At 72.7% G+C, this 21,159-nt stretch carries 20 protein-coding genes and 1 tRNA gene; 10 read left to right on the plus strand and 11 right to left on the minus strand.

What is annotated here, in order from left to right; all coding sequences use genetic code 11:
* From ACZ63F_RS11525 to ACZ63F_RS11540, 4 genes are read right to left on the minus strand one after another with little or no spacing between them, the layout of a single operon-like run.
* Positions 1-1,050, minus strand: coding sequence for an NAD(P)H-dependent flavin oxidoreductase (locus ACZ63F_RS11525; protein ID WP_469710221.1), 1,050 nt, complete (start codon positions 1,048-1,050; stop codon positions 1-3).
* On the minus strand, positions 1,050-1,814 hold the full coding sequence (locus ACZ63F_RS11530) for a CoA-transferase subunit beta (protein ID WP_469710222.1): 765 nt from the start codon (positions 1,812-1,814) through the stop codon (positions 1,050-1,052). The genes ACZ63F_RS11525 and ACZ63F_RS11530 overlap by 1 nt, the downstream gene beginning before the upstream one ends.
* Positions 1,811-2,659, minus strand: coding sequence for a CoA transferase subunit A (locus ACZ63F_RS11535; RefSeq protein ID WP_469710223.1), 849 nt, complete (start codon positions 2,657-2,659; stop codon positions 1,811-1,813). Before ACZ63F_RS11535 ends, ACZ63F_RS11530 begins: the two co-directional genes overlap by 4 nt.
* On the minus strand, positions 2,652-3,404 hold the full coding sequence (locus ACZ63F_RS11540) for an enoyl-CoA hydratase family protein (protein WP_469710224.1): 753 nt from the start codon (positions 3,402-3,404) through the stop codon (positions 2,652-2,654). The genes ACZ63F_RS11535 and ACZ63F_RS11540 overlap by 8 nt, the downstream gene beginning before the upstream one ends.
* Before the next feature lie 101 nt (positions 3,405-3,505).
* On the opposite strand from ACZ63F_RS11540, the gene ACZ63F_RS11545 reads away from it, so the two are divergent.
* Complete coding sequence (locus ACZ63F_RS11545; protein ID WP_469710225.1) at positions 3,506-4,264, plus strand: SDR family oxidoreductase; 759 nt, start codon at positions 3,506-3,508, stop codon at positions 4,262-4,264.
* Between the two features lies 1 nt (position 4,265).
* Positions 4,266-5,171, plus strand: a complete 906-nt coding sequence (locus ACZ63F_RS11550; protein ID WP_469710226.1) for an SDR family oxidoreductase — start codon at positions 4,266-4,268, stop codon at positions 5,169-5,171.
* A 168-nt stretch (positions 5,172-5,339) separates the two neighbouring features.
* On the opposite strand, the gene ACZ63F_RS11555 is transcribed toward ACZ63F_RS11550, so the two are convergent.
* Positions 5,340-6,230: a hypothetical protein gene (locus ACZ63F_RS11555; protein WP_469710530.1), complete on the minus strand. Its 891-nt coding sequence runs from the start codon at positions 6,228-6,230 to the stop codon at positions 5,340-5,342.
* Positions 6,231-6,312: 82 nt separating this feature from the next.
* Positions 6,313-8,064 carry a glycoside hydrolase family 35 protein gene (locus ACZ63F_RS11560; protein ID WP_469710227.1) on the minus strand — a complete coding sequence of 584 codons (1,752 nt, stop codon included), beginning with the start codon at positions 8,062-8,064 and terminating at the stop codon, positions 6,313-6,315.
* A gap of 174 nt (positions 8,065-8,238) precedes the next feature.
* On the opposite strand from ACZ63F_RS11560, the gene ACZ63F_RS11565 reads away from it, so the two are divergent.
* The 4 genes from ACZ63F_RS11565 to ACZ63F_RS11580 all read left to right on the plus strand — a co-directional run bounded on the left by ACZ63F_RS11565 (position 8,239) and on the right by ACZ63F_RS11580 (position 13,171).
* The gene (locus ACZ63F_RS11565) at positions 8,239-9,120 is read left to right on the plus strand and encodes a helix-turn-helix domain-containing protein (protein ID WP_469710532.1); all 882 of its coding nucleotides are present in this window, start codon (positions 8,239-8,241) and stop codon (positions 9,118-9,120) included.
* Between the two features lie 35 nt (positions 9,121-9,155).
* The gene (locus ACZ63F_RS11570; RefSeq protein WP_469710228.1) at positions 9,156-9,506 is read left to right on the plus strand and encodes a chorismate mutase; all 351 of its coding nucleotides are present in this window, start codon (positions 9,156-9,158) and stop codon (positions 9,504-9,506) included.
* 237 nt (positions 9,507-9,743) lie between these two features.
* The gene (gene pepN / locus ACZ63F_RS11575; protein WP_469710229.1) at positions 9,744-12,227 is read left to right on the plus strand and encodes an aminopeptidase N; all 2,484 of its coding nucleotides are present in this window, start codon (positions 9,744-9,746) and stop codon (positions 12,225-12,227) included.
* A gap of 113 nt (positions 12,228-12,340) precedes the next feature.
* Positions 12,341-13,171, plus strand: a complete 831-nt coding sequence (locus ACZ63F_RS11580) for an NAD(P)H-binding protein (protein WP_469710230.1) — start codon at positions 12,341-12,343, stop codon at positions 13,169-13,171.
* Positions 13,172-13,196: 25 nt separating this feature from the next.
* On the opposite strand, the gene ACZ63F_RS11585 is transcribed toward ACZ63F_RS11580, so the two are convergent.
* Positions 13,197-13,745, minus strand: coding sequence for a GNAT family N-acetyltransferase (locus ACZ63F_RS11585; RefSeq protein WP_469710231.1), 549 nt, complete (start codon positions 13,743-13,745; stop codon positions 13,197-13,199).
* 242 nt (positions 13,746-13,987) lie between these two features.
* Between ACZ63F_RS11585 and ACZ63F_RS11590 the strand changes: the two genes are divergently transcribed.
* A complete protein-coding gene (locus tag ACZ63F_RS11590) occupies positions 13,988-15,346 on the plus strand; it encodes a pyridoxal phosphate-dependent decarboxylase family protein (RefSeq protein ID WP_469710232.1) in 1,359 nt (452 codons plus the stop codon).
* The gene (locus ACZ63F_RS11595; protein ID WP_351958333.1) at positions 15,343-16,758 is read left to right on the plus strand and encodes a lysine N(6)-hydroxylase/L-ornithine N(5)-oxygenase family protein; all 1,416 of its coding nucleotides are present in this window, start codon (positions 15,343-15,345) and stop codon (positions 16,756-16,758) included. The genes ACZ63F_RS11590 and ACZ63F_RS11595 overlap by 4 nt, the downstream gene beginning before the upstream one ends.
* A 43-nt stretch (positions 16,759-16,801) precedes the next feature.
* Here the strand turns inward: ACZ63F_RS11595 and ACZ63F_RS11600 are convergent, their stop codons facing one another.
* On the minus strand, positions 16,802-16,945 hold the full coding sequence (locus ACZ63F_RS11600; protein ID WP_469710233.1) for a hypothetical protein: 144 nt from the start codon (positions 16,943-16,945) through the stop codon (positions 16,802-16,804).
* A 111-nt stretch (positions 16,946-17,056) separates the two neighbouring features.
* Between ACZ63F_RS11600 and pyk the strand changes: the two genes are divergently transcribed.
* Positions 17,057-18,493 (plus strand): pyruvate kinase, encoded by a 1,437-nt coding sequence (gene pyk, locus ACZ63F_RS11605; RefSeq protein WP_469710234.1) that lies wholly within the window; start codon positions 17,057-17,059, stop codon positions 18,491-18,493.
* 77 nt (positions 18,494-18,570) lie between these two features.
* Here pyk and ACZ63F_RS11610 read toward each other — a convergent pair.
* Positions 18,571-18,645, minus strand: a tRNA-Leu gene (locus ACZ63F_RS11610).
* 100 nt (positions 18,646-18,745) lie between these two features.
* On the opposite strand from ACZ63F_RS11610, the gene ACZ63F_RS11615 reads away from it, so the two are divergent.
* Positions 18,746-19,399 (plus strand): ANTAR domain-containing response regulator, encoded by a 654-nt coding sequence (locus tag ACZ63F_RS11615; RefSeq protein WP_469710235.1) that lies wholly within the window; start codon positions 18,746-18,748, stop codon positions 19,397-19,399.
* Between the two features lie 112 nt (positions 19,400-19,511).
* On the opposite strand, the gene ACZ63F_RS11620 is transcribed toward ACZ63F_RS11615, so the two are convergent.
* Complete coding sequence (locus tag ACZ63F_RS11620) at positions 19,512-20,228, minus strand: ABC transporter ATP-binding protein (RefSeq protein ID WP_181804926.1); 717 nt, start codon at positions 20,226-20,228, stop codon at positions 19,512-19,514.
* Entirely contained in the window at positions 20,225-21,157 is a 933-nt protein-coding gene (locus tag ACZ63F_RS11625; RefSeq protein ID WP_469710236.1) for an ABC transporter ATP-binding protein, read from the minus strand. Before ACZ63F_RS11625 ends, ACZ63F_RS11620 begins: the two co-directional genes overlap by 4 nt.
* Positions 21,158-21,159 lie beyond the last annotated feature (2 nt).

Below are 21,159 nucleotides of genomic sequence, written 5' to 3' on the forward strand. Positions count from 1 at the left end.
TCACTCGAGGGCCATGAGCCGGTCCCGGGTCTCCTCCGCCTCCTTCATGATCCGTGCCACCAGCTCCACGCACGACGGCAGGTCGTCTATCACCCCGGCGACCTGCCCGGAGGCCATCACGCCCAGATCCGTGCGGCCGTCCACCATCGCCGACCTGAGCAGCATCGGCGTGTTCGCGGCCAGGAGCACCTGACTCCAGGACAGCTCCTTGCCGTGCCGCAGGGCCAGGCCGTCCCGCAGCAACTGCCGCCAGGTGAGCCCGGACAGCTCCCGGAACCCCGCCGCCCGCCGTATCGCGTGCAGCAGACTCCGGGCCCGGCCGGAGCGCTCCAGCGCGGCCACCAGGTCGGTCCGCAGCATCCGGTGCGGCAACCCGTCCACCGCCCTGGTCACCGTGACGTCCCCGACCGTCGCCGCCAGGTACCGCGCCTTCACCGCGTCCGGCACCGTCGAGTCCGAGGTGAGCAGGAAGCGGGTGCCCATCGCGACCCCCGCCGCGCCGTACGCCAGCGCCGCCACCAGCCCCCGGCCGTCGAAGAACCCCCCGGCGGCCACCACCGGTATCCGCACCGCGTCCACCACCTGCGGCAGCAGCACGCTCGTCGCCACCTCGCCGGTGTGCCCGCCGCCCTCGCCGCCCTGCACGATCACCGCGTCCGCGCCCCACGCCGCCACCTTCTCGGCGTGCCGGCGTGCCCCCACGGACGGGATCACCACCACGCCCGCCTCCTTCAGCTCGGCGATCAGCCCGGGGGAGGGGGCGAGCGCGAAGGACGCCACCCGCACACCCCCGTCGATGATCAGCCGAACCCGGTCGCCGGCGTCGGCCGCGTCCGCCCGCAGGTTCACCCCGAACGGTGCGTCCGTACGGCACCGCACCTCGGCTATCGCCGCCCGCAGCTGGTCGAGGGTCATCGTGGCGGAGCCCAGGATGCCGAGGGCCCCGGCAGCGGCCGTCGCCGAGACCAGGCGGGGGCCCGCCACCCAGCCCATCCCCGTCTGCACGATCGGATGCCGGACCCCGGCCAGCCGGGTCAGTGCCGTCTCCATCAGCCGGCGACCTCCTTCGTCCGCGCGCCTGCCGGATCCAGCACCTCGCGGATCAGCCGCAGCTCCTCCGCGTCCGGTTCCCGGGTGTACGGCACCTCGTCCGGGACGGCCAGCTCGAAGTCGGTCGCCTCCCGGACCTGTTCGACACTCACCCCCGGATGCAGCGCGGCCAGCCGCATCGAGTGGTCCGGTGTCTCGAAGTCGAGGACGCCCAGGTCGGTGACGACTCGCGGGATGCAGTGGAAGCGCTCCGTGCCCGGATGCGCGGCGACCCGGTCGTACCCCACCCCGCACACCATGTCGACCTTCGCCACGAACACCCGCCGGGAGTGCTTCGGGACCCAGTAACTCGTCGGGTTGTTGAGGGTGTTGAGCGGTGCTCCGCGCACCCCCAGCAGCTGGCGGCGGGGCCGTGACCAGTCGCCGATGCAGGAGATGTTCTGGTTGCCGTACCGGTCGAGCTGGCTCGCGCCCATCATCACGTGCCGGCGGCCGCCGGAGACCAGGGCGAGATGCTGCCGGTAGGGCAGCCAGCCCTCGGGTGTCCCGTCCGGGCGGACCAGCAGGGCCTCGCCGTCGGTCAGCAGCAGGTCCGGCGCGAAGGTCAGCCGGGCCAGGCGGGCGCCCAGGGAGGGGATCAGGCCCATCGGGCTCGCCAGGATCTCGCCGCAGCCGCGCCAGGCCTCGGCGCAGGCGATGACGCAGTACTCGGAGCGCAGCACCTCCGTGGGCGGTGCGTCCGTCACCCCTGCCACCTCTGTCATCCCTGTCCCTCCTGCCAGTTCCGCACCGCCGACCGGTACGCCTGCTCGTCCCCGGCCAGGAAGCGCCCGGAGAACTCCGCCCAGGACGTCGTCGCGTACAGCCGCTGGAACGCCTCGTCCCGGCCGTAGTCGGGCGCGCAGGACGTGAAGTGCCCGCCGCCCGGCGCCTCCACCACCCCCGTCACGTTCAGCCGCTTGACGAGCAGCGACTGAGGGGCCGTTTCCTTCGTCAGCTCGGCCGTGTCCACGATCCGTTCGCAGGAGACGTAGGCCGCGTCCGCGGCCTCGCAGAACAGGTCGTCGAAGTACGGGTCCGGGCCCAGGTACTGCCCGTTGCCCAGCCGGTCGGCACGGTTGACGTGGACCAGGGCCGCGTCCAGGCGCAGCGCGGGCATCGCCACGAACGTCTCCCCGTCGTCGTACGGCGAGGTGACGGTCCGTAAGCCGGGGTTGACCCGCAGGACGTCCGAGCCGATCCCGGCGCGCACCGGCAGGAAGGGCAGCCGGTTCGCGGCCGCGTGCAGGCCCCACATGAACATGCCCTCGTCGACCTCCATGAGCTCGACCGCCCCCCGCTCGCGAGCCGCGCGGTAGTGCGGTTCGAGCGGGACGGAGTCGAGGGTGACGAAGGCCGTCACCAGCTTGCGCACGCGGCCGGCCGCGACCAGCATCCCGACGTCCGGGCCGCCGTAGGAGACCAGCGTCAGATCCTCGATGCCGCTCCGGAGTACCGCTCTGACCAGCGACATCGGCTTGCGCCGGGAACCCCAGCCACCGATGCCGAGGGTCATGCCGCTGGTCAGCCGGGCGACGGCCTCGTCGGCGGTCATCGTCTTGTCAGTCACTGCCCGCACCCTCCTTCCCGAAGGTGTCGCGCACCCGGTCGGCCACTCCGCTGAGGGCGGCCTCGAAGGTGAAGCCCTGTTCGAAGCGGTAGCTGCGCCGCACGTCGACGGGGTCGATGCCGTTGATGGCGGCCTTGGCCAGGCGCAGCAGCCGGCCGTCCCTGGCGGCTATCTCCCGCGCCAGCTCCAGTGCCGCGGAGTCCAGGTCCTCGGGCGGCACGACGCGCCACACCGAGCCGTGCGCGTGCAGCTCGGCCGCGGTCGCCGTGCGCGAGGTGTAGTACAGCGTCCGCATCAGATGCGGCGGGACCAGACGGGCCAGGTGGGTGGCCGCGCCCAGGGCGCCCCGGTCCAGCTCCGGCAGCCCGAAGACGGCGTCCTCGCTCGCCACGATCGCGTCCGCGTTGCCCACCAGACCTATCCCGCCGCCCAGGCAGAAGCCGTGCACTGCCGCCACCACCGGGGTCTCGCACTCGTACACCGCCGCGAAGGCATCCGCACAGCCCCGGTTGGCGCCGAGCAGTGCCTCGTCCCCGTCCGCCTGTATCTCCTTGATGTCCACACCCGCGTTGAAGCCCCGGCCCCGCGCCGTCAGCACGACACAACGGGTCGCCGGATCGCGGCCCGCCGCGCGCACCGCGTCCGCCAGCGCGAACCAGCCCCGCACCGGCAGAGCGTTCACCGGGGGGTGGTCGACCGTGACGAGCGCGATGCCCTTTTCCGGAGACGAGGTGAAGACACCCATGGACGCATCAGCTACCTTCGCACTCAGCTGCCTTTCCACCAAACATTTGTTAGGTGTGAGGCTTCGAAGCTAGCAGCCGGTGCGGACGAGCGGGAGGGCCTGTGGACAACTCGCCGAGCGGCAGGACGGTCGTCGTCACCGGCGGTACCAGGGGGGTCGGTGCCGGCATCGCCCGGGCCTTCGCCGAGACCGGCGCCCACGTCCTGGCCTGCGCCCGACGGCCGCCCGAACAGCCCCTGGACGGCGTCGAGTTCATCCCTCTCGACCTGCGCGACCCGCCCGCCGTGCGCGCCTTCTTCGACGCCCTGCCCCGCGTCGACGTGCTCGTCAACAACGCGGGCGGCACCCCCTACCGGCGGCTCGCCGACGCGGACGCCGAGCGGCACGCCCGGGTGATCGAGCTGAACCTCCTCACCCCGCTGACCGCCTCCCTCGCCGCGTACGAGCACCTGCGGCGGGCCCGCGGAGCGGTGGTGATGATCGGCAGCGTCAGCGGCGGCCGGCCCTCGCCGGGCTCCGCCGCCTACGGCGCGGCGAAGGCGGGGCTGGAGAACCTCGCCCGGTCCATGGCGGTGGAATGGGCGCCGGAGGTCCGGGTCAACACCCTGGTGGTCGGCATGGTCCGCACCGAACTGGCCGGCCTCCACTACGGCGGCCCGGACGGCGTGGACGCCGTCTCCCGCACCGTCCCGCTCGGCCGCCTCGCCGCCCCCTCCGACGTCGCCGCCGCCGCGGTCTTCCTCGCCTCCGGCGCGGCCGCCTACATCAGCGGGGCGAGCCTGCTCGTGCACGGGGGCGGCGAGCGGCCCGCGTTCCTCGACGCCGCAACTGCCAACAAGCCGTCCGACCAGGAGGACTGAGATGAGCGGAATCTGCGCGGGCCGGGTCGTCGTCGTGACCGGCGCCGGGCGCGGGCTCGGCCGGGCCCACGCGCTCGCGTTCGCCGCCGAGGGCGCCCGGGTCGTGGTCAACGACCTCGGCGTCGGCCTCGACGGCGGGCCGGGGCACGACAGCCCGGCTGTGGCCGTCGTGGACGAGATCCGGGCGGAGGGCGGCGAGGCGGTGGCGCACGGTGGGGACATCGCGACGGATGCCGGCGCGAAGTCGCTGGTGGCGGCGGCCCTGGACGCGTTCGGCCGCCTCGACACCCTCGTCAACAACGCCGGCTTCCTGCGCGACCGCATGCTCGTCAACCTCGGCGAGGACGACTGGGACGCGGTCATGCGGGTGCACCTCAAGGGCCACTTCCTGCCGCTGCGGCACGCGGCCGCGCACTGGCGGGCCGAGGCCAAGGCGGGCCGCACCCCGGTGGCCCGCATCGTCAACACCAGCAGCGGAGCGGGCCTGCTGGGCTCGGTCGGGCAGGGAAACTACAGCGCCGCCAAGGCCGGCATCGTCGGTCTCACCCTGGTCGCGGCGGCCGAACTGGCCCGCTACGGCGTCCAGGTCAACGCCGTGGCCCCGGCCGCCCGCACCCGGATGACCGAGCGTGCCTTCGCCGCGGCCATGGCCTCCCCCGACGCCGGCTTCGACGCCATGGCTCCCGGGAACGTCGCCCCGCTCGTGGTCTGGCTGGGCTCCGCCGCGAGCGCCGGCGTCACCGGGCGGGTGTTCGAGGCGGAGGGCGGCAGGATCACCGTCATGGAGGGGTGGCGGCCCGGACCGACCGCCGACAAGGGGGCCCGGTGGACCCCGGCGGAGGCGGGGGAGACGACGCTGAAACTGCTGGCCGAGGCCGAGCCGCCGGGGGCGGTGTACGGGGCGTGAGACCGGGGGTGGGCCTGAGCGGCCCGCCGGAACTGTCGTGATGCGCCGACTGCCGACTGCCGACTGCCGACTGCTGACTGACTGCTGACCGCCGACCGCGGCCGTCGTGGCTGGTCGCGCAGTGCCCCGCGCCCTTTACAGGGCGCTCGCGGACCCGCCCCGGGGGGCCTACGTGTCGCACTCCAGCACCGTCCGGCACAGCGAGCACCGGGCCCGTACCCGGCCCCGGACCGGCACCCGGATCCGCTGGTGGCAGGTCGGGCACGGGAACGAGACCCGCAGCCGGCCGCCGCTGTCGGGGGTGAAGGCATAGGAGGCGCCGGGCTGCGAAGGCGGCGCGGCGGGGGCGTGGCGGCGGTCCCGGGCGTAGCGGCGGCGGCCCGCCCACCCGGCCGCGCTGAGCGGCGGCTGCTCCCCGTCCTGGCGGGCCTTCGCCATGCCCTTCTGGTACGCCGTGTAGGCCTGCGGGCTGGTGAACCACACCGACGGGTCCTCGTGGAAGACGAGAGCCCGCTTGGCCAGCACGTAGCCGAACTCCTCCGGGGTGAGGTAACCGAGCTTCTGGGACGCCTCGCCGTGCTCCCGGTAGGCGTCCAGGAGCAGCCAGCCGGCCCCCAGGTAGGTGGTCGCCGTGTCGGTGAGGATCTCGTTCTCCCGGACGCTCGGGAAGGACAGGTCCAGGCGGTGCAGGTAGACGTGCATCACCTCGTGGGCGAGGGCCGCGCCGATGTCCCTGCGGTGGGTGCGGAAACGGTCGTTCAGCTCGACGAAGTACTCGGGGCCCGCGGTGAGTTCGACGTTCGCCGCGTGGGTGATGTCCTTGAAGCCGACGATCATGCGGGCGTCGGGCAGGCGGAAGTGCCGGACCATCTCGCGGGCGACGCGCTGCGCGCCGAGGTGGAGGTCGTCGGTGTCGCAGAACGCGACGTCGGCGGGCAGGACGCTGGTGTCGAAGGTCTGGACGGTGTCGTACGACAGCCGTCGGTACAACGCCGTGATGGCGGCCCGCACGGTGTCCAGGTGCGGGAAGCCGTGTTCTACCGGGCCGCCGTTCGCCACGTCGCCTACCCCCACGGACGCCGCTGGAGCTTCCTTCCCAGTATGCGGGGGACGGGGAGATTCGGGGGGGATCCCCGCGCCCCTAAAGGGGCGCGATGCGTGCCGCTCCCCGGTCGGTCCCCTGGAGCTCCAGGACCCAGATCTCGTTCTCGCCCTCCTTCAGGACCGGGCCGGGGACGTACAGGGAGTGCTGCGGGCCCGTCGACCAGTAGCGGCCCAGGTTGAAGCCGTTGATCCAGACGAAGCCCCGGGTCCAGCCGGGCAGCTCCAGGCGGGCGTCACCGGCCCCGTGCACCGTCACCGTGCCCCGGTACAGACCCGGCACGCCCTCCTGCGGGAGCGGGCCGGAGGGCACCTCGCCCACGCCCGCCTCGAACGCGTCCAGGTCGAGTCCGCGCGCGCGTACCCCGTGCAGGAACTGGCGCTCGTGCAGGAGGCCCCCGGTGATGCCCTTCGGTTCGCCCGACCGGGGGCCGTAGTTGACGCGGCCCAGGGACTCCACCCAGAGCTCCACGCGCGCGGGGCCGGCGACCGGCTTCTTGAGCTGGGGTTCCTCCTCGGTGAGGATCCCGGCCCGTTCGCCGTCGACGTACACGACCGCGAGGTCGCGCAGGCCCCGCGCGGTGAGCGGGTACGGCTGCCGCGGGCCCGGCACGTCCACCTCGTAGCGGACCAGGCCCCGGGCGATGCCCAGCTCCTCGAAGGTGGGCGGGACCGGGTGGACGCGTTCGGGGGTGCCGAGGGTCTCCAGAACGGCGGTGAGGGGGGCCCAGCCGGTCACCTCCGCGTCCGCCGGGGAGGCCAGCGGGGCCGGGGCCGGCGGCGGTTCGGGCAGCGGGCCGTCGTGGTAGGCGGCGAGGACCTCGCGGAAGCGCCAGAACTTCTCCGTGGGGCGGCCGTACTCGTCGATCGGAGCGTCGTAGTCGTACGACGTCACGTCCGCCTCCAGCGGGCCCTCGTGCAGCTCGCCGCCGGGCCGGTTGGCGCCCGCCCAGCCGGCGAAGTTGGTGCCGCCGTGCGCCATGTAGACGTTGACCGACGCACCGCACTCCAGGATCTCCCGCAGCGCCGCCGCCGCGTCCTCGGCGTCCCGTACGACGTGCTCGCCGCCCCAGTGGTCGAACCAGCCGCACCAGAACTCCATGCACATCAGCGGGCCCTGCGGCTGGTGGCGGCGCAGGGTCGCGAAGGCCTCGCGCGCGTGCGAGCCGAAGTTCACCGTCGCGAGCAGCCCGGGGACCGAGCCGCCGGTGAGCATGTGGTCCTCGGGGCCGTCCGAGGTGACCAGCGGCACCGAGACGCCCTCGGCCCGCAGCAGGTCGGTGAGGTGGGCCAGGTAGGCGGTGTCGGAGCCGTAGCTGCCGTACTCGTTCTCGACCTGCACCATGATCACCGGGCCGCCCCGGTCCAGCTGCCGGGACACGACCTCGGGCAGCAGGCGGCGGAACCAGCGGTCCGTGTACCGGAGGAACCGCTCGTCACGCGTGCGCGCGCGTGCGCCCAGCTCGCCCGTCACCCAGTGCGGCAGTCCGCCGTTCTCCCACTCCGCGCAGATGTAGGGACCCGGCCGCACGATCGCCCACAGGCCCGCCGCCCGCGCCGCGTCCAGGAAGCGGCCGAGGGCCTCGACGTCGCGGAAGTCGCCGGGGCGCGGCTCGTGCAGGTTCCAGGGGACGTACGTCTCCACGCAGTTCAGTCCCATGGCGCGCAGCAGCGCCAGCCGGTGGCCCCACTGGTCCTCGTGCACCCGGAAGTAGTGCAGCGCGCCGGACAGCAGCCGTACCGGCCGGCCGTCCAGCAGGAAATCCGTTTCGCCCACCGTGAAGTCGCTCATACGCTCACCTTGGCCTGCCGGCGCGCGCCGGGACCATGGACAAAGATCAGCAGCACTTGGACGGAAGAAACGCGCGGAAGAATCGCACGGAAGAGACGTCTGGAAGAGACGCGCAGAAGAGACGCACGGAAGGGGCGCGCAGTGCCGCAGGGAGCGCCGGTCTTCCGCACCTGGATGCGGTTCTTCACGCCCGGCGCCGTCCACCACCGCCTCGGCCTGGTCTGTCTCGGTGTCGGCCTCCAGTACGGCGCCGTGCCCGCCGTCGGCCCGCGCGTGCTGGACGGCCACGTCGCAGTGGTGATCAGCTCGGGCCGGGGCTGGTACCGGATGCCCGACGGGCGCCGCACCGCCGTCACCGCGCCCGCGCTGGTGTGGCTCACACCCGGCGTCCCGCACCACTACGGCCCCGATCCGGACAGCGGCTGGGACGAGGCGTTCGTGACCTTCGCCGGACCTGACACCGCGACCTACACGGAACTCGGCTACATCGAGCCCGAGCGGCCCGTGGTCCCGCTCGCGGACGCCACCGGACCCCGGGACGTGATCGCCCGGATCGCCCGTGCCGCCCGCCGCGGCAACCCCCTCCTGGAGGTCGAGACCGGCGCCGCCGTGCACGAACTCCTGGTCGCCCTGCGACGCGCGCGTGCCGACCTCGCCCCCGACGGCGACCCGATGCTGCACGCGCTCGCCCGGGACGCCTGCACCGGGATGACCGTCGCCGACCACGCGGCCCGGCACGGCATGACCCCGGCCGAGCTGCGCACCGCCGTCCGCCGGGTCGCCGGGTGCAGCCCCAAGGACTACCTGATCGGCATCCGCCTGGGCCGCGCCCAGGAACTCCTCGCCACCACCGAGCTCTCCGTCGCGGCCGTCGCCCGCCGCGTCGGCTACGACGACCCGGCCTACTTCTCCCGCCTGTTCACCCGCCGGGTCGGCACCGCCCCGGTGCGCTTCCGCGCCCAGCAGGGCCGGGCCGTGCCCGACGACTGGCACGGTGGCCTCCAGGAGGACGGCGAACCGGGTCCGCCGGTGGCCGAACCAGCCGACGGCCCCTAGGGATCACCTCGCGGCCCCCTTTAGGGTTGACGCCCATGACCACCAGCAACACCGGTACCGGTGACGTCGACCCCGCCGTCCGCGAGGAACTCGGCCGGCTGCGCGACAGCATCGACAACATCGACGCGGCCGTCGTCCACATGCTCGCCGAGCGCTTCAAGGCCACCCAGCAGGTCGGCCACCTCAAGGCGGTCCATCGGCTGCCCCCGGCCGACCCGGCCCGCGAGGCCCGGCAGATCGCCCGGCTGCGCGCCCTCGCCGAGAACGCCAAGCTCGACCCCGCCTTCGCCGAGAAGTTCCTGAACTTCATCATCGCCGAGGTGATCAGGCACCACGAGTCCATCGCCGAGGACACGGTGAACGGCCGGGAGACCGACGGGCCCTGACCCGGGGCACCCGGCGCACGCCTCGACGAGCGTCCGGCACCGCAGGGCGACCCCGTGCGGTGACGAGCACCGCAGGGCGACCCCCGTGCGGTGACGAGGCGCTCGAACAGGCGCTCAACGCGCCGGGGCGCGCCCACCAGCGCCGTCTCGTGCCACCCCGCCCCCCTGGGCCGGACATATGCCGCGTACCGCTCCTGCCCCTGTGCGTTGTCGGTGTCATCAGGCAGCATGGCCCGCATGTCCGTACTGACTCGCGACGAAGCGCAGAGCCGCGCCGAGCTCCTCGACGTCCACCGCTACACGATCGACCTCGATCTGACCACCGGGGACGAGACCTTCGACTCCCGCACCGTGATCCGGTTCACGGCCCGGTCCGACGGCGACACCTTCGTCGAGATGAAGCCCGCCGCCCTGCGCGCCGTCACCCTCGACGGACAGCCCCTCGACCCCGGGACGCTCGACCAGGACCGGCTGCCGCTGAAGGACCTCGCCGCGGGGGAGCACGAACTGCGCGTCGAGGCCACCATGCGCTACTCGCACACCGGCGAGGGCATGCACCGCTTCACGGACCCCGCGGACGACGCGACGTACGTCTACACCCAGCTGTTCATGGACGACGTGCAGCGCGTCTTCGCCGCCTTCGACCAGCCCGACCTGAAGGCCGTCTTCGAGCTGTCCGTGACCGCCCCCGAGGGCTGGACGGTGCTCGCCAACGGCGTCACCGAACACCTCGGCGAGGGCCGCTGGCAGGCCGCCGCCACCCCGCTGATCTCCACCTACCTGGTCGCCGTGGCCGCCGGTCCCTGGCACTCGGTGCGCACCGAGCACCGCGGACTGCCCTTCGGCATCCACTGCCGTCGCTCCCTGGCCCCGCACCTGGACGCCGACGCCGAGGAGATCCTCGACATCACGCGCGCGTGCTACGACCGTTACCACGAGAAGTTCGAGGAGCCCTACCCCTTCGACTCCTACGACCAGGCGTTCGTCCCCGAGTTCAACGCCGGCGCCATGGAGAACCCCGGCCTGGTCACCTTCCGCGACGAGTTCGTCTACCGCTCCGCCGTCACCGACACCGAGCGGCAGACCCGCGCGATGGTCATCGCCCACGAGATGGCCCACATGTGGTTCGGCGACCTCGTCACCCTCAGGTGGTGGGACGACATCTGGCTGAACGAGTCCTTCGCCGAGTACATGGGCTACCAGACCCTCACCGAGGCCACCCGCTACACCGACACCTGGGTCGACTTCGGCGTGGCCCGCAAGGCCTGGGGCTACGACGCCGACCAGCGCCCCTCCACCCACCCGGTGGCCCCGGAGGCCGTCGACGACACGGCCGCCGCCCTGCTCAACTTCGACGGCATCTCCTACGCCAAGGGCGCCTCCGCGCTGCGCCAGCTGGTCGCCTGGATGGGCGAGAAGGACTTCCTGGCCGGCATCAACATCCACTTCCGGCGGCACCGGTTCGGCAACGCCACCCTCGCCGACTTCGTCGACTCCCTCGCCGCCGCCACCGAACGCGACGTGCACGCCTGGGCCGACACCTGGCTGCGCACCACCGGCGTCGACACCCTCACCCCGGTCCTGGCCGCCGCGGCCGACGGCACCCGCACCCTCACCGTCGAGCGCACCGGAAGCCGCCCGCACCGCATCTGCGTCGGCGTCTACGACCAGGACCTCACCGACGAGGGCCGGCTCACCCTGCGCGAACGCATCGACCTCGACATCCCGCAGAGCGCGCCCCAGGTCCTCGGCAAGCGCCCCGCCCTGCTCGTGCTCAACGACGGCGACCTCACCTACGCCAAGGTCCGCTTCGACGCCGAGTCCGCCGCCACCGCCCGCGCCCATCTGTCGGGCCTGCCCGACCCGCTGACCCGCGCGGTGGTCTGGAACGCCCTGCGGGACGCGGTCCGCGACGGCGAGCTGTCGCCCGCCGCCTACCTGGAGACCGCCCGCGCCCATCTCCCGCACGAGACCGACCTCGCCCTCGTCCAGGGTGTGCTGGCCTTCACCGCGGGCCACGTCGTCGACCGGTACCTCAGGCCCGAGGACCGCCCGGGCGCCCTCGCCACCGTCGCCGCCCTGTGCCGCGACTTCATCCGGCGCACCGAGGACGGCGACAACCCCGGGCTGCGCCTGGTCGCCGTACGGCACTTCATCGCCGCCGCCGCCCACCCCGACACCATCGCCGCCTGGCTCGCCGAGGGCACCGTGCCCGGCGGGCCCGAGCTCGACCCCGAGCTGCGCTGGCGCATCATGACCCGGCTCGCCGTCCTCGGCGCCGTCGACGAGGCCCGGATCGCCGCCGAACTGGCCCGCGACCCCAGCGCCAGCGGCCAGGAGGGCGCCGCGCGCTGCCGGGCCGCGCTGCCCGACCCCGAGGCCAAGCGCACCGCCTGGGAGGCGATGTTCACCGGCGACGAGCTGTCCAACTACCTGTTCACGGCCACCGCCGAGGGTTTCTGGCACCCCGAGCAGGCCGACCTGGTCCGCGCGTACGTGCCGCGCTACTACCGGGACGCGGTCGCCGTCGCCGCCCGGCGCGGTCCCCGCATCGCCACCGTCACCGGCCGGCAGGCCTTCCCCGCGCACGCCGTCGACGCCGAGAACCTCGCCCTCGGCCGGGCCTGCCTGGCCGAGGGCGAACCGGTGACGGCCCTGCGCCGCCGCCTGGTCGACGAACTGGACGACCTGGAAAGGGCGTTGCGGGTCCGCGAGGCGTAGGGCGGCGACCGTACGACGACCCGGACGTGGCCGGTCCGCGATCACGATGCGGGGACCGGCCGCCGCTCCTAGGCTCGGTGCCGGAGAAGCACCAGAGCCCCAGGGAGAAACCCGTGATCGTAGTCACCGGTGCCACCGGCAACGTCGGCCGCGCCCTCGTCGCACGCCTCGTCGCGGGCGGACAGCCCGTACGGGCGCTCACCCGCGCCCCGGAGACGGCCGGCCTGCCCGACAAGGCCGAGGTGGTGCGGTTCCGGCCGGACGACCCGGCCGCGCTGCTCGCGGGGGCGACCAAGCTCTTCCTGTACGTCCAGGGGGCCGGCGGGCGGCTGCCCGAACTCCTGGACGCGGCCCGCGCGGCCGGGGTGCGCCAGGTCGTCCTGCTCTCCTCCGGGATCATCAAGGAGGGCGCCGACGAGACCCACCCCCTCCACGTCATGCACGCCACCGCCGAACGCCTGATCCGCGACAGCGGGCTCCCCTGGACGTTCCTGCGCCCCAACGCGTTCGCCACCAACGCCCTGCAGTGGGCGCCCCAGATCCGCGCCGGGAACACCGTGCGCGGCGTCTTCGCCGGCATGCTCACCGCGCCCATCCACGAGGACGACATCGCCGCGGTCGCCGAACGCGCCCTCCTCGACGACGGCCACGAGGGCACCGTCCACCGCCTCACCGGTCCCGCCGCCACCACCAACACCGACCAGATCGCCGCGATCGGGCGGGCCGTCGGCCTCGAGCTGACCTTCGTCGAGGTGCCGCCCGAGGAGGCCGCTGCGCTGTTCCCGGGGACCCCGCCGGCGATGCTCGAGGGCCTGCTGAAGACCTTCGGGGCCACCGTGGGCGTGCCACCGGAGATCACCGGCACGGTCGAGGAGGTCACCGGCAGCCCGGCACGGACCTTCGGGCAGTGGGCCGCCGACCACGCGGCCGACTTCCGCCCGTGACGTCCTGCCCTCCCGACCAGCCCCGTCAGCCCGCGGGCAGCCGCAGCTCCGCCCGGCGCACCGCGCCCTCCCGCGGTCCTGCGCGCCGGTTGCCCACCCCGGCCGTCCGGGACGTCTCCGCGCCCAGCGTGAAACCCAGGCGCTCCAGGAAGCACTCCCCGGAGCGCCAGCCCGGCGGCACCGACGCCGTCACCAGGGACACCCCGTCGGCATGCGCGAGCAGCGACTCGGCCAGCGCCCGGCCCAGCCCCCGGCCCCGCGCCCAGGGCGCCACCAGGAACAGCCCCACCGCCACCGCGCCGGGCGCCGGATGGTCCCGTACCGCGTCCACCAGGCCCGAGACGACCCCGTCCCGCTCCAGCACCAGCAGCACCTTGGCGGCGGGGTCGGCGCCCTCGGGCAGCCCGTAGAACAGGCTCTGCACGTCACCCGGCCCCGACGGCAGCCCGGTCGCCGCCACGAACCAGTCCTCGCAGGCCTCGAAGAGGTCCAGCAGCGGTGCCTCGTCCGCGGGCCGCGGCTCCCGCACCAGCACCCGTTCACCGGGCACGTCGATCATCCACGCGTCAACCACGCGACCGACGTTAACCCCGGTCAGCCGCGGTCTCAACGCCCTTTCACCGCTTGCTCCGACGCGCCCCGGGGCGCACCGCCCCCGGACCGCCCCGACATGTTTTCCCCGCACGGCAGTACCCACTTTCGGGTCTCGATCGTTGAGCTTTGGGGACGCGCAGACCCAATCCCGTACAAGCTGGAACTCCCCCCGTGGACAACCCCTTTGGACAACCCCTTTCGGCCGCGCCCCGAGGAGATCCCATGAGCACGCCGCCTCTCGCATCCGGACCCCAGGGCCCCGACGCCCTGCGGCCTCTGCTGGACACCGTGCTCGACGCGCTGCGCGCGGGCGGCCGGGCGCGCGGCGGCCCGCTGCCCGAGGGCGGACCCGGGGCCGTGGCCGAACGGGTCGCGGACGCCGTGGGGGACGTCCTCCCGGACGACGGCGACCCCGACGCCCTGCGCACCCTGGTGACCGCCGTCGCCGAAGGCGCCGCCGACCCCGCCGACCCGCTGTGCGCGGCGCATCTGCACTGCCCGCCGCTGGCCGTCGCCACCGCCGCCGACCTCGCCGCGAGCGCCCTCAACCCGTCCCTGGACTCCTGGGACCAGGCCCCGGCCGCCGCCGCCCTGGAAGCCCTCGTCACCCGCACCCTCGCGCACACCATCGGCCTCTCCGACGCGGTGGTCACCACCGGCGGCACCGAGTCCAACCAGCTCGCGCTGCTGCTGGCCCGCGAGGCCCTCGGGAGCGGCCTGCGGCTGGTCCACGGGGCCAACGCCCACCACTCGCTGCCGCGGGCCGCCTGGCTGCTCGGCCTGCCCGACCCCGTCGTGGTCCCCGCCCCGAACGGCACCCTGGACCCGGCCGCCCTGCACGACGCCCTCACCCACCTGCCCCGGCCGCTGCTGGTCGCCGCCACCGCGGGCACCACCGACGCCGGGCTCATCGACCCCCTCCCGGAGATCGCCGGACTCTGCGCCGCCCACGGCGCCCGGCTGCACGTCGACGCCGCCTACGGGGGCGGCCTCGCCTTCAGCGACCGGCACCGGGACAAGCTCGCCGGCCTGGAGCGCGCCCACAGCGTCACCCTCGACCTGCACAAACTCGGCTGGCAGCCGGCCGCCGCCGGCCTGCTCGCCGTCGCCCGGCCGGGCGAGCTCGGCGTCCTCCACCACCACGCCGACTACCTCAACGCCGACGACGACACCGAGGCCGGCTACCCCGACCTGCTCGGCCGCTCCCTGCGCACCACCCGGCGCCCCGACGTCCTCAAGATCGCGGTCACCCTCAAGACCCTGGGCCGCACCGGACTCGGTGCGCTGGTCGACCAGGTGTGCGCCCGCGCACGGGAGTTCGCCGCCCTGGTCCGCGAGCACCCCGCCTTCGAGCTGTACGACCGGCCGAACATCAGCACGGTGCTGTTCCGCCCCACCGGAGCCACCGACGACGACGTCGCCGGCGTACGGCGCAGGCTGCTGCACGACGGCCGGGCCGTACTCGGCCGGGCCCGGCTCGACGACCGGCTCTGGCTCAAGGCCACCCTTCTCAACCCCCACACCCGGCCGGACGAACTGGCCCTCCTCCTGAAACTCGTGGAAGGAACCACGCCCCGATGAGTTCGACGCCCAACCCCCCACGCCACGAGCCCGAAGCACCCCGCGACCTGGTCGGCGTCGGCATCGGGCCGTTCAACCTATCCCTCGCCGCGCTCGCCCAGCCGCTCGCCGAACTCGACGCCGTCTTCTACGAGCAGCGTCCGGGCTTCGACTGGCACGCCGGGCTGCTGATCGACGGCGCCACCATCCAGGTCCCCTTCCTCGCCGACCTGGTGACCCTCGCCGACCCCGCGAACCCCTGGTCGTTCCTCAACTACCTCAAGGCCCGCGACCGGCTCTTCCCCTTCTACTTCGCCGAGCGCTTCCACATCCGGCGCGCCGAGTACGACGCCTACTGCCGCTGGGTCGCCGAGAGCCTGCCCGGACTGTGCTTCTCCCACCAGGTCGACTCCGTCCGCTGGAACTCCGAACGCGACCTGTTCGAGGTCGACTTCACCCGGCTCGACGCCGAGGGCGAGGCCGAGTCGCTCGGCCGCACGTACACGAGGAACGTGGTGCTCGGGGTCGGGACCGTCCCGTACGTGCCCGATCCGCTCCGGCCCCTCGTGGAGTCCCCGGGTGTCCCGGTCATCCACGCCGCCGACTACCTCGACCACCGTGAGGCCTTCCTCGCCGCCGAGCACGTCACCGTCGTCGGCTCCGGGCAGTCCGGCGCCGAGGTCTTCCTCGACCTGCTGCGCAACCGGCCCGCCGGCCGCGAGAAGCTGCACTGGATCGGCCGCAGCGAGGCGTTCGCGCCGATGGAGTACTCCAAGCTCGGCCTGGAGCACTTCACCCCCGACTACACCCGCTACTTCCACGCCCTCACGGAATCCGTCCGGGACCGGGTCGCCTCCGCCCAGTGGCAGCTGCACAAGGGCATCGACGCCGACACCATCGCCGCCATCCACGACGAGCTGTACCGCCGTACACTGCACGGCGGCTGGCCGGAGGCCGTGCTGACCCCCGGCGTCCAGGTCCGCACCGCCGGACGCGTCGCCACCACCAAGGTCGAGCTCCACCTCGAACACGTCCAGCAGGGCAGCCGCTCCCGGCTCACCACCGACGCCGTCGTCCTGGCCACCGGCTACCGCGAACGCCCCCTCGGCCGCCTGCTCGCCGGACTCGACCCCTACCTGCGCCGGGACAACGGTGAACGCCCGCGCGTGGACGAGCGGTTCCGGCTCGTCCTCGACCCGTCGGTGACCGGATCCGCGTACGTCCAGAACGCCGAGTTCCACACCCACGGCGTCGGCGCCCCGGACCTGGGCCTGGCCGCCTGGCGCAGCGCCACCATCCTCAACACCCTGACCGGCAAGGACCCCTACGCGCTGCCCGCGCGCACGGCCTTCACCAGCTTCGGCCTGGAGCGGCCGGAGGAGCGGGTCCCGGCGCAGCAGCAGCCGAGGCAGCTCACCCCGTTGGTCGACTGAGCCGGGAGGGCGCCGGTACCGGACCGGCGCCCTCCCAGCTCCCTCAGAACACCGGCGTGCCGTCGCGGGTCAGCTTCCCGTCCGCCGACGCGAAGCTTTTGTCCTGCGCATGACCGTCGGTAACGGGCCGGGGGGTTTCGATCCGGTGACCTGAGCGCGCCGTATTCAACAAGTGCGAGATGCTCATAGGAGCGGGACCCCGCACATTCAACACTTGTCAATAGGCCTTCACGCAAAGGTTGTTGGGTCGTCATGTACGGCCAATTCTCTACCGGTCGGTAAGGCCTAGGCTCGAAGCATGCGCCGAGCAAAGATCGTTTGTACTCTGGGGCCCGCCACCGACTCGTACGACCAGATCAAGGCCCTGGTCGAGGCCGGCATGGACGTCGCCCGATTCAACCTCAGCCACGGCGGCTACGCCGAGCACGAGGAGCGCTACCAGCGTGTCCGCAAGGCCTCCGACGAGACCGGTCGCAGCGTCGGGATGCTCGCCGACCTTCAAGGCCCGAAGATCCGGCTCGGCCGCTTCACCGAAGGCCCGGTACTCCTCGAACGCGGTGACACCTTCGTCATCACGGTGGAGGAGGGCGCCGAGGGCGACCGGCACCAGTGCGGGACGACGTACACGGGTCTGGCGGGTGACGTCACCCCCGGCGAGCGCGTCCTCGTCGACGACGGCAAGGTCTGCCTGGAGGTCACCCGCGTCGACGGCCCCCGCGTGCACACCACGGTGGTCGAGGGCGGCATGGTCTCCGACCACAAGGGCCTCAACCTCCCCGGCGTCGCCGTCTCCGTCCCCGCCCTGTCCGAGAAGGACGAGGCCGACCTGCGGTGGGCGCTGCGCACCGGCTTCGACGTGATCGCCCTGTCCTTCGTCCGCAGCGGCCGGGACATCGAGGACGTCCACCGCATCATGGACGAGGAGGGCCGCCGCCTTCCCGTGATCGCCAAGGTCGAGAAGCCGCAGGCCGTCGAGAACATCGACTCCATCGTGGCCGCCTTCGACGGCATCATGGTCGCCCGCGGCGACCTGGGCGTGGAGATGCCGCTGGAGCAGGTGCCGATCGTCCAGAAGCGCGCCGTCAAGCTGGCCAAGCGCAACGCCAAGCCGGTCATCGTCGCCACCCAGATGCTCGACTCGATGATCGAGAACTCGCGCCCGACCCGGGCCGAGGCCTCCGACGTCGCCAACGCGGTGATCGACGGCACCGACGCGGTGATGCTCTCCGGCGAGACCAGCGTCGGCAAGTACCCGATCGAGACCGTCCGCACCATGGCGAAGATCGTCGAGGCGGCCGAGGAGGACATCCTCGCCAAGGGCCTGCCGCCGCTGACCGAGAGCAACAAGCCGCGCACCCAGGGCGGCGCGGTCGCCCGGGCCGCCGCCGAGATGGGCGACTTCCTGGGCGCGAAGTTCCTTGTCGCGTTCACCCAGTCGGGAGACACCGTCCGCCGGCTCTCCCGCTACCGCTCGCCGATCCCGCTGCTCGCCTTCACCCCGGAACCGGCCACCCGCTCCCAGCTCAACCTCACCTGGGGCGTCGAGACCTTCCTCGGCCCGCACGTCGACTCGACGGACAAGATGGTCGACCAGGTCGACGAGCTGCTGCTGAAGTACGGGCGCTGCCAGAAGGGCGACGTCGTGGTCATCACGGCGGGTTCCCCGCCCGGCGTCTCCGGCTCCACCAACATGGTCCGGGTGCACCACATCGGCGAGGACGACAGCCCCAAGTGACGTGCGAAGGGCCCCTCCGGCCGACCGGAGGGGCCCTTCGGCAACGCCATTACGCGACCTTGGAATCGAAGTAAAAGTGCCCCGGGTCGGACTCGAACCGACACTGTACGGGTTTTGAATCCGTTGCCTGCTGCCAATTGGGCTACCGGGGCTCGAAGAATCAAAGGTGAACCCCGACCCTCCGCGCGTCCACCATACCGTAGCTAGGTAGGCTCTTGTCTGCAGTACCCCTGCCCTGAACGAGGAGCCCCCGTGACCGCCGCCGAGTCGCCCCAGCCAGTCGACGCACCCGACGACAAGTCGCACGTGCCTCCGATGACGACCCGTGTCGTCATCGCCGAGGACGAGGCCCTGATCCGGCTCGACCTGAAAGAGATGCTGGAGGAGGAGGGGTACACGGTCGTCGGCGAGGCCGGAGACGGCGAACAGGCCGTCGAGCTGGCCCGCGAACACCGCCCCGACCTCGTCATCCTCGACGTCAAGATGCCCAAGCTGGACGGCATCTCGGCGGCCGAGAAGATCGCCGAGGAGTCCATCGCCCCGGTCCTGATGCTCACCGCCTTCTCGCAGCGCGACCTCGTCGAGCGTGCCCGCGACGCCGGCGCCATGGCGTACCTGGTCAAGCCGTTCAGCAAGAGCGACGTCGTCCCGGCGATCGAGATGGCCGTCTCCCGCTTCAACGAGCTGCGCCAGCTGGAGCAGGAGGTCGCCGACCTCACCCAGCGCCTGGAGACCCGCAAGCTCGTCGACCGCGCGAAGTCCGTCCTCCAGACCGAGTACGGCCTGACCGAGCCCGCCGCGTTCCGCTGGATCCAGAAGACGTCGATGGACCGCCGCATGTCGATGCAGCAGGTCGCCGAGGCGGTCATCGCGGACAGCGAGGAGAAGAAGTCCGGCAAGGGCTGACGCAATGCGCACGTAGGCCCGCGCCCCGGAGAAACGGGCGCGGGCCTACGTCATGTGAGGGGCGCGGGGAACTGCGCGACCAGCCCCCACACACCCGCAGCCGACCGACTGCCTAGTCCTCGCCCAGGTAGGCCTTCCTGACGGACTCGTCATGGAGCAGATCCTGTCCGCTGCCCGACAGGACGATGTTCCCGACCTCCATCACATGCCCCTGGTCGGCCAGCGACAACGCCGCCTGCGCGTTCTGCTCGACCAGCAGAATCGTCGTCCCCTGCGACTTCAGCTCCAGGATCGTCGCCATGATCTTCTGCATCATGATCGGCGAGAGTCCCATCGACGGCTCGTCCAGCATCAGCAGCTTCGGCTGGGACATCAGCGCCCGCCCCATCGCCAGCATCTGCTGCTCGCCGCCCGAGAGGGTGCCCGCGGCCTGCTTGCGCCGCTCGCCCAGGATCGGGAAGAGGTCGTAGGCCCGCTGGATGTCCTTCTCGATGCCCGCCTTGTCCTTCCGGAGGAACGCACCGAGCTGGAGGTTCTCCGCGATGGTCAGGCGGGGGAAGATGTGCCGGCCCTCGGGGGAGTGGGCGAGCCCGAGCGCGACGATCTTGTGCGCCGGCACCCCGCTGAGCGGCTTCCCGTCGAACACGACCTTGCCCGAGGCCGGCTTGAGCAGCCCCGACAGGGTCCGCAGGGTCGTCGTCTTGCCGGCGCCGTTGGTGCCGATGAGGGTCACGACCTGACCGGCCTCGACGCTGAACGAGATGCCCTTGACGGCCTCGATCTTCCCGTAGGCGACCCTGAGGTCCTCGACCTCCAGCAGTGCGGTCACTGGGCCTCTCCCTTGGTGGTGCTGTCCGCCTCGGTGCTGTCCGCGTCGGCGGCCTCCGCCTCGGCGGCCTCCGCCTCGGTGGTCGGGGCCGCGTCGGTGGTCCGGTCCTCGGCGGCGGCCTCCGCGGCCTCGACCTCGGCCGCCTCGGCCGTCCCGGGGTCGCCCTCGAAGGGCTCGCCCAGATAGGCGGCGACGACCCGGTCGTCCGCCTGGACGACGTCGGAGGTGCCCTCGACGAGCTTCTCGCCCTGTACGAGGACGGCGACCCGGTCGCACAGGTTGAAGATGAAGCGCATGTCGTGCTCGATGACGAGGACGGCGATGCCCTTGTCCCGGATGGCGAAGACCAGTTCCTCGGTGGCCCGGGTCTCCTGCGGGTTCATGCCGGCCGTCGGCTCGTCGAGCAGCAGCAGGCCGGGCTCGCTGGCCAGCGCCCGCGCGATCTCCAGCTTGCGCTGCTCACCGTAGGGCAGGTTGCGCGCGAGGTGGTCGCGCTTGGCGGCCAGGCCGATGAACTCCAGGAGCTCCATGGCCTTCGCCTCGGAGTCCTTCTCGGCCTTGCGGAAGCCGGGGCCGCGCAGCAGCGCCGACCACAGACCCTCCTTGGTCCGCGTGTGGCGGCCCACGAGGACGTTCTCCAGGACGGTCATGTTGGCGAAGAGCCGGATGTTCTGGAACGTCCGGGCGATGCCCGCCTGCGTCACCAGGTGCGGCTTGGGCGGCAGCACCTTGCCCTGGTAGGAGACCGTGCCCTCGGTGGGCACGTACAGGCCGGTGAGGCAGTTGAAGAAGGTGGTCTTGCCGGCGCCGTTCGGGCCGATCAGGCCCACGATCTCGCCGCTGTTGACCGTGAAGTCCACGGACCGGACGGCGGTCAGACCACCGAAACGCATCGTGACGTCACGGGCTTCGAGTACAGGTGTCGTCATGG

The sequence above is a fragment of the Streptomyces sp. NPDC104761 genome, assembly GCF_055583445.1.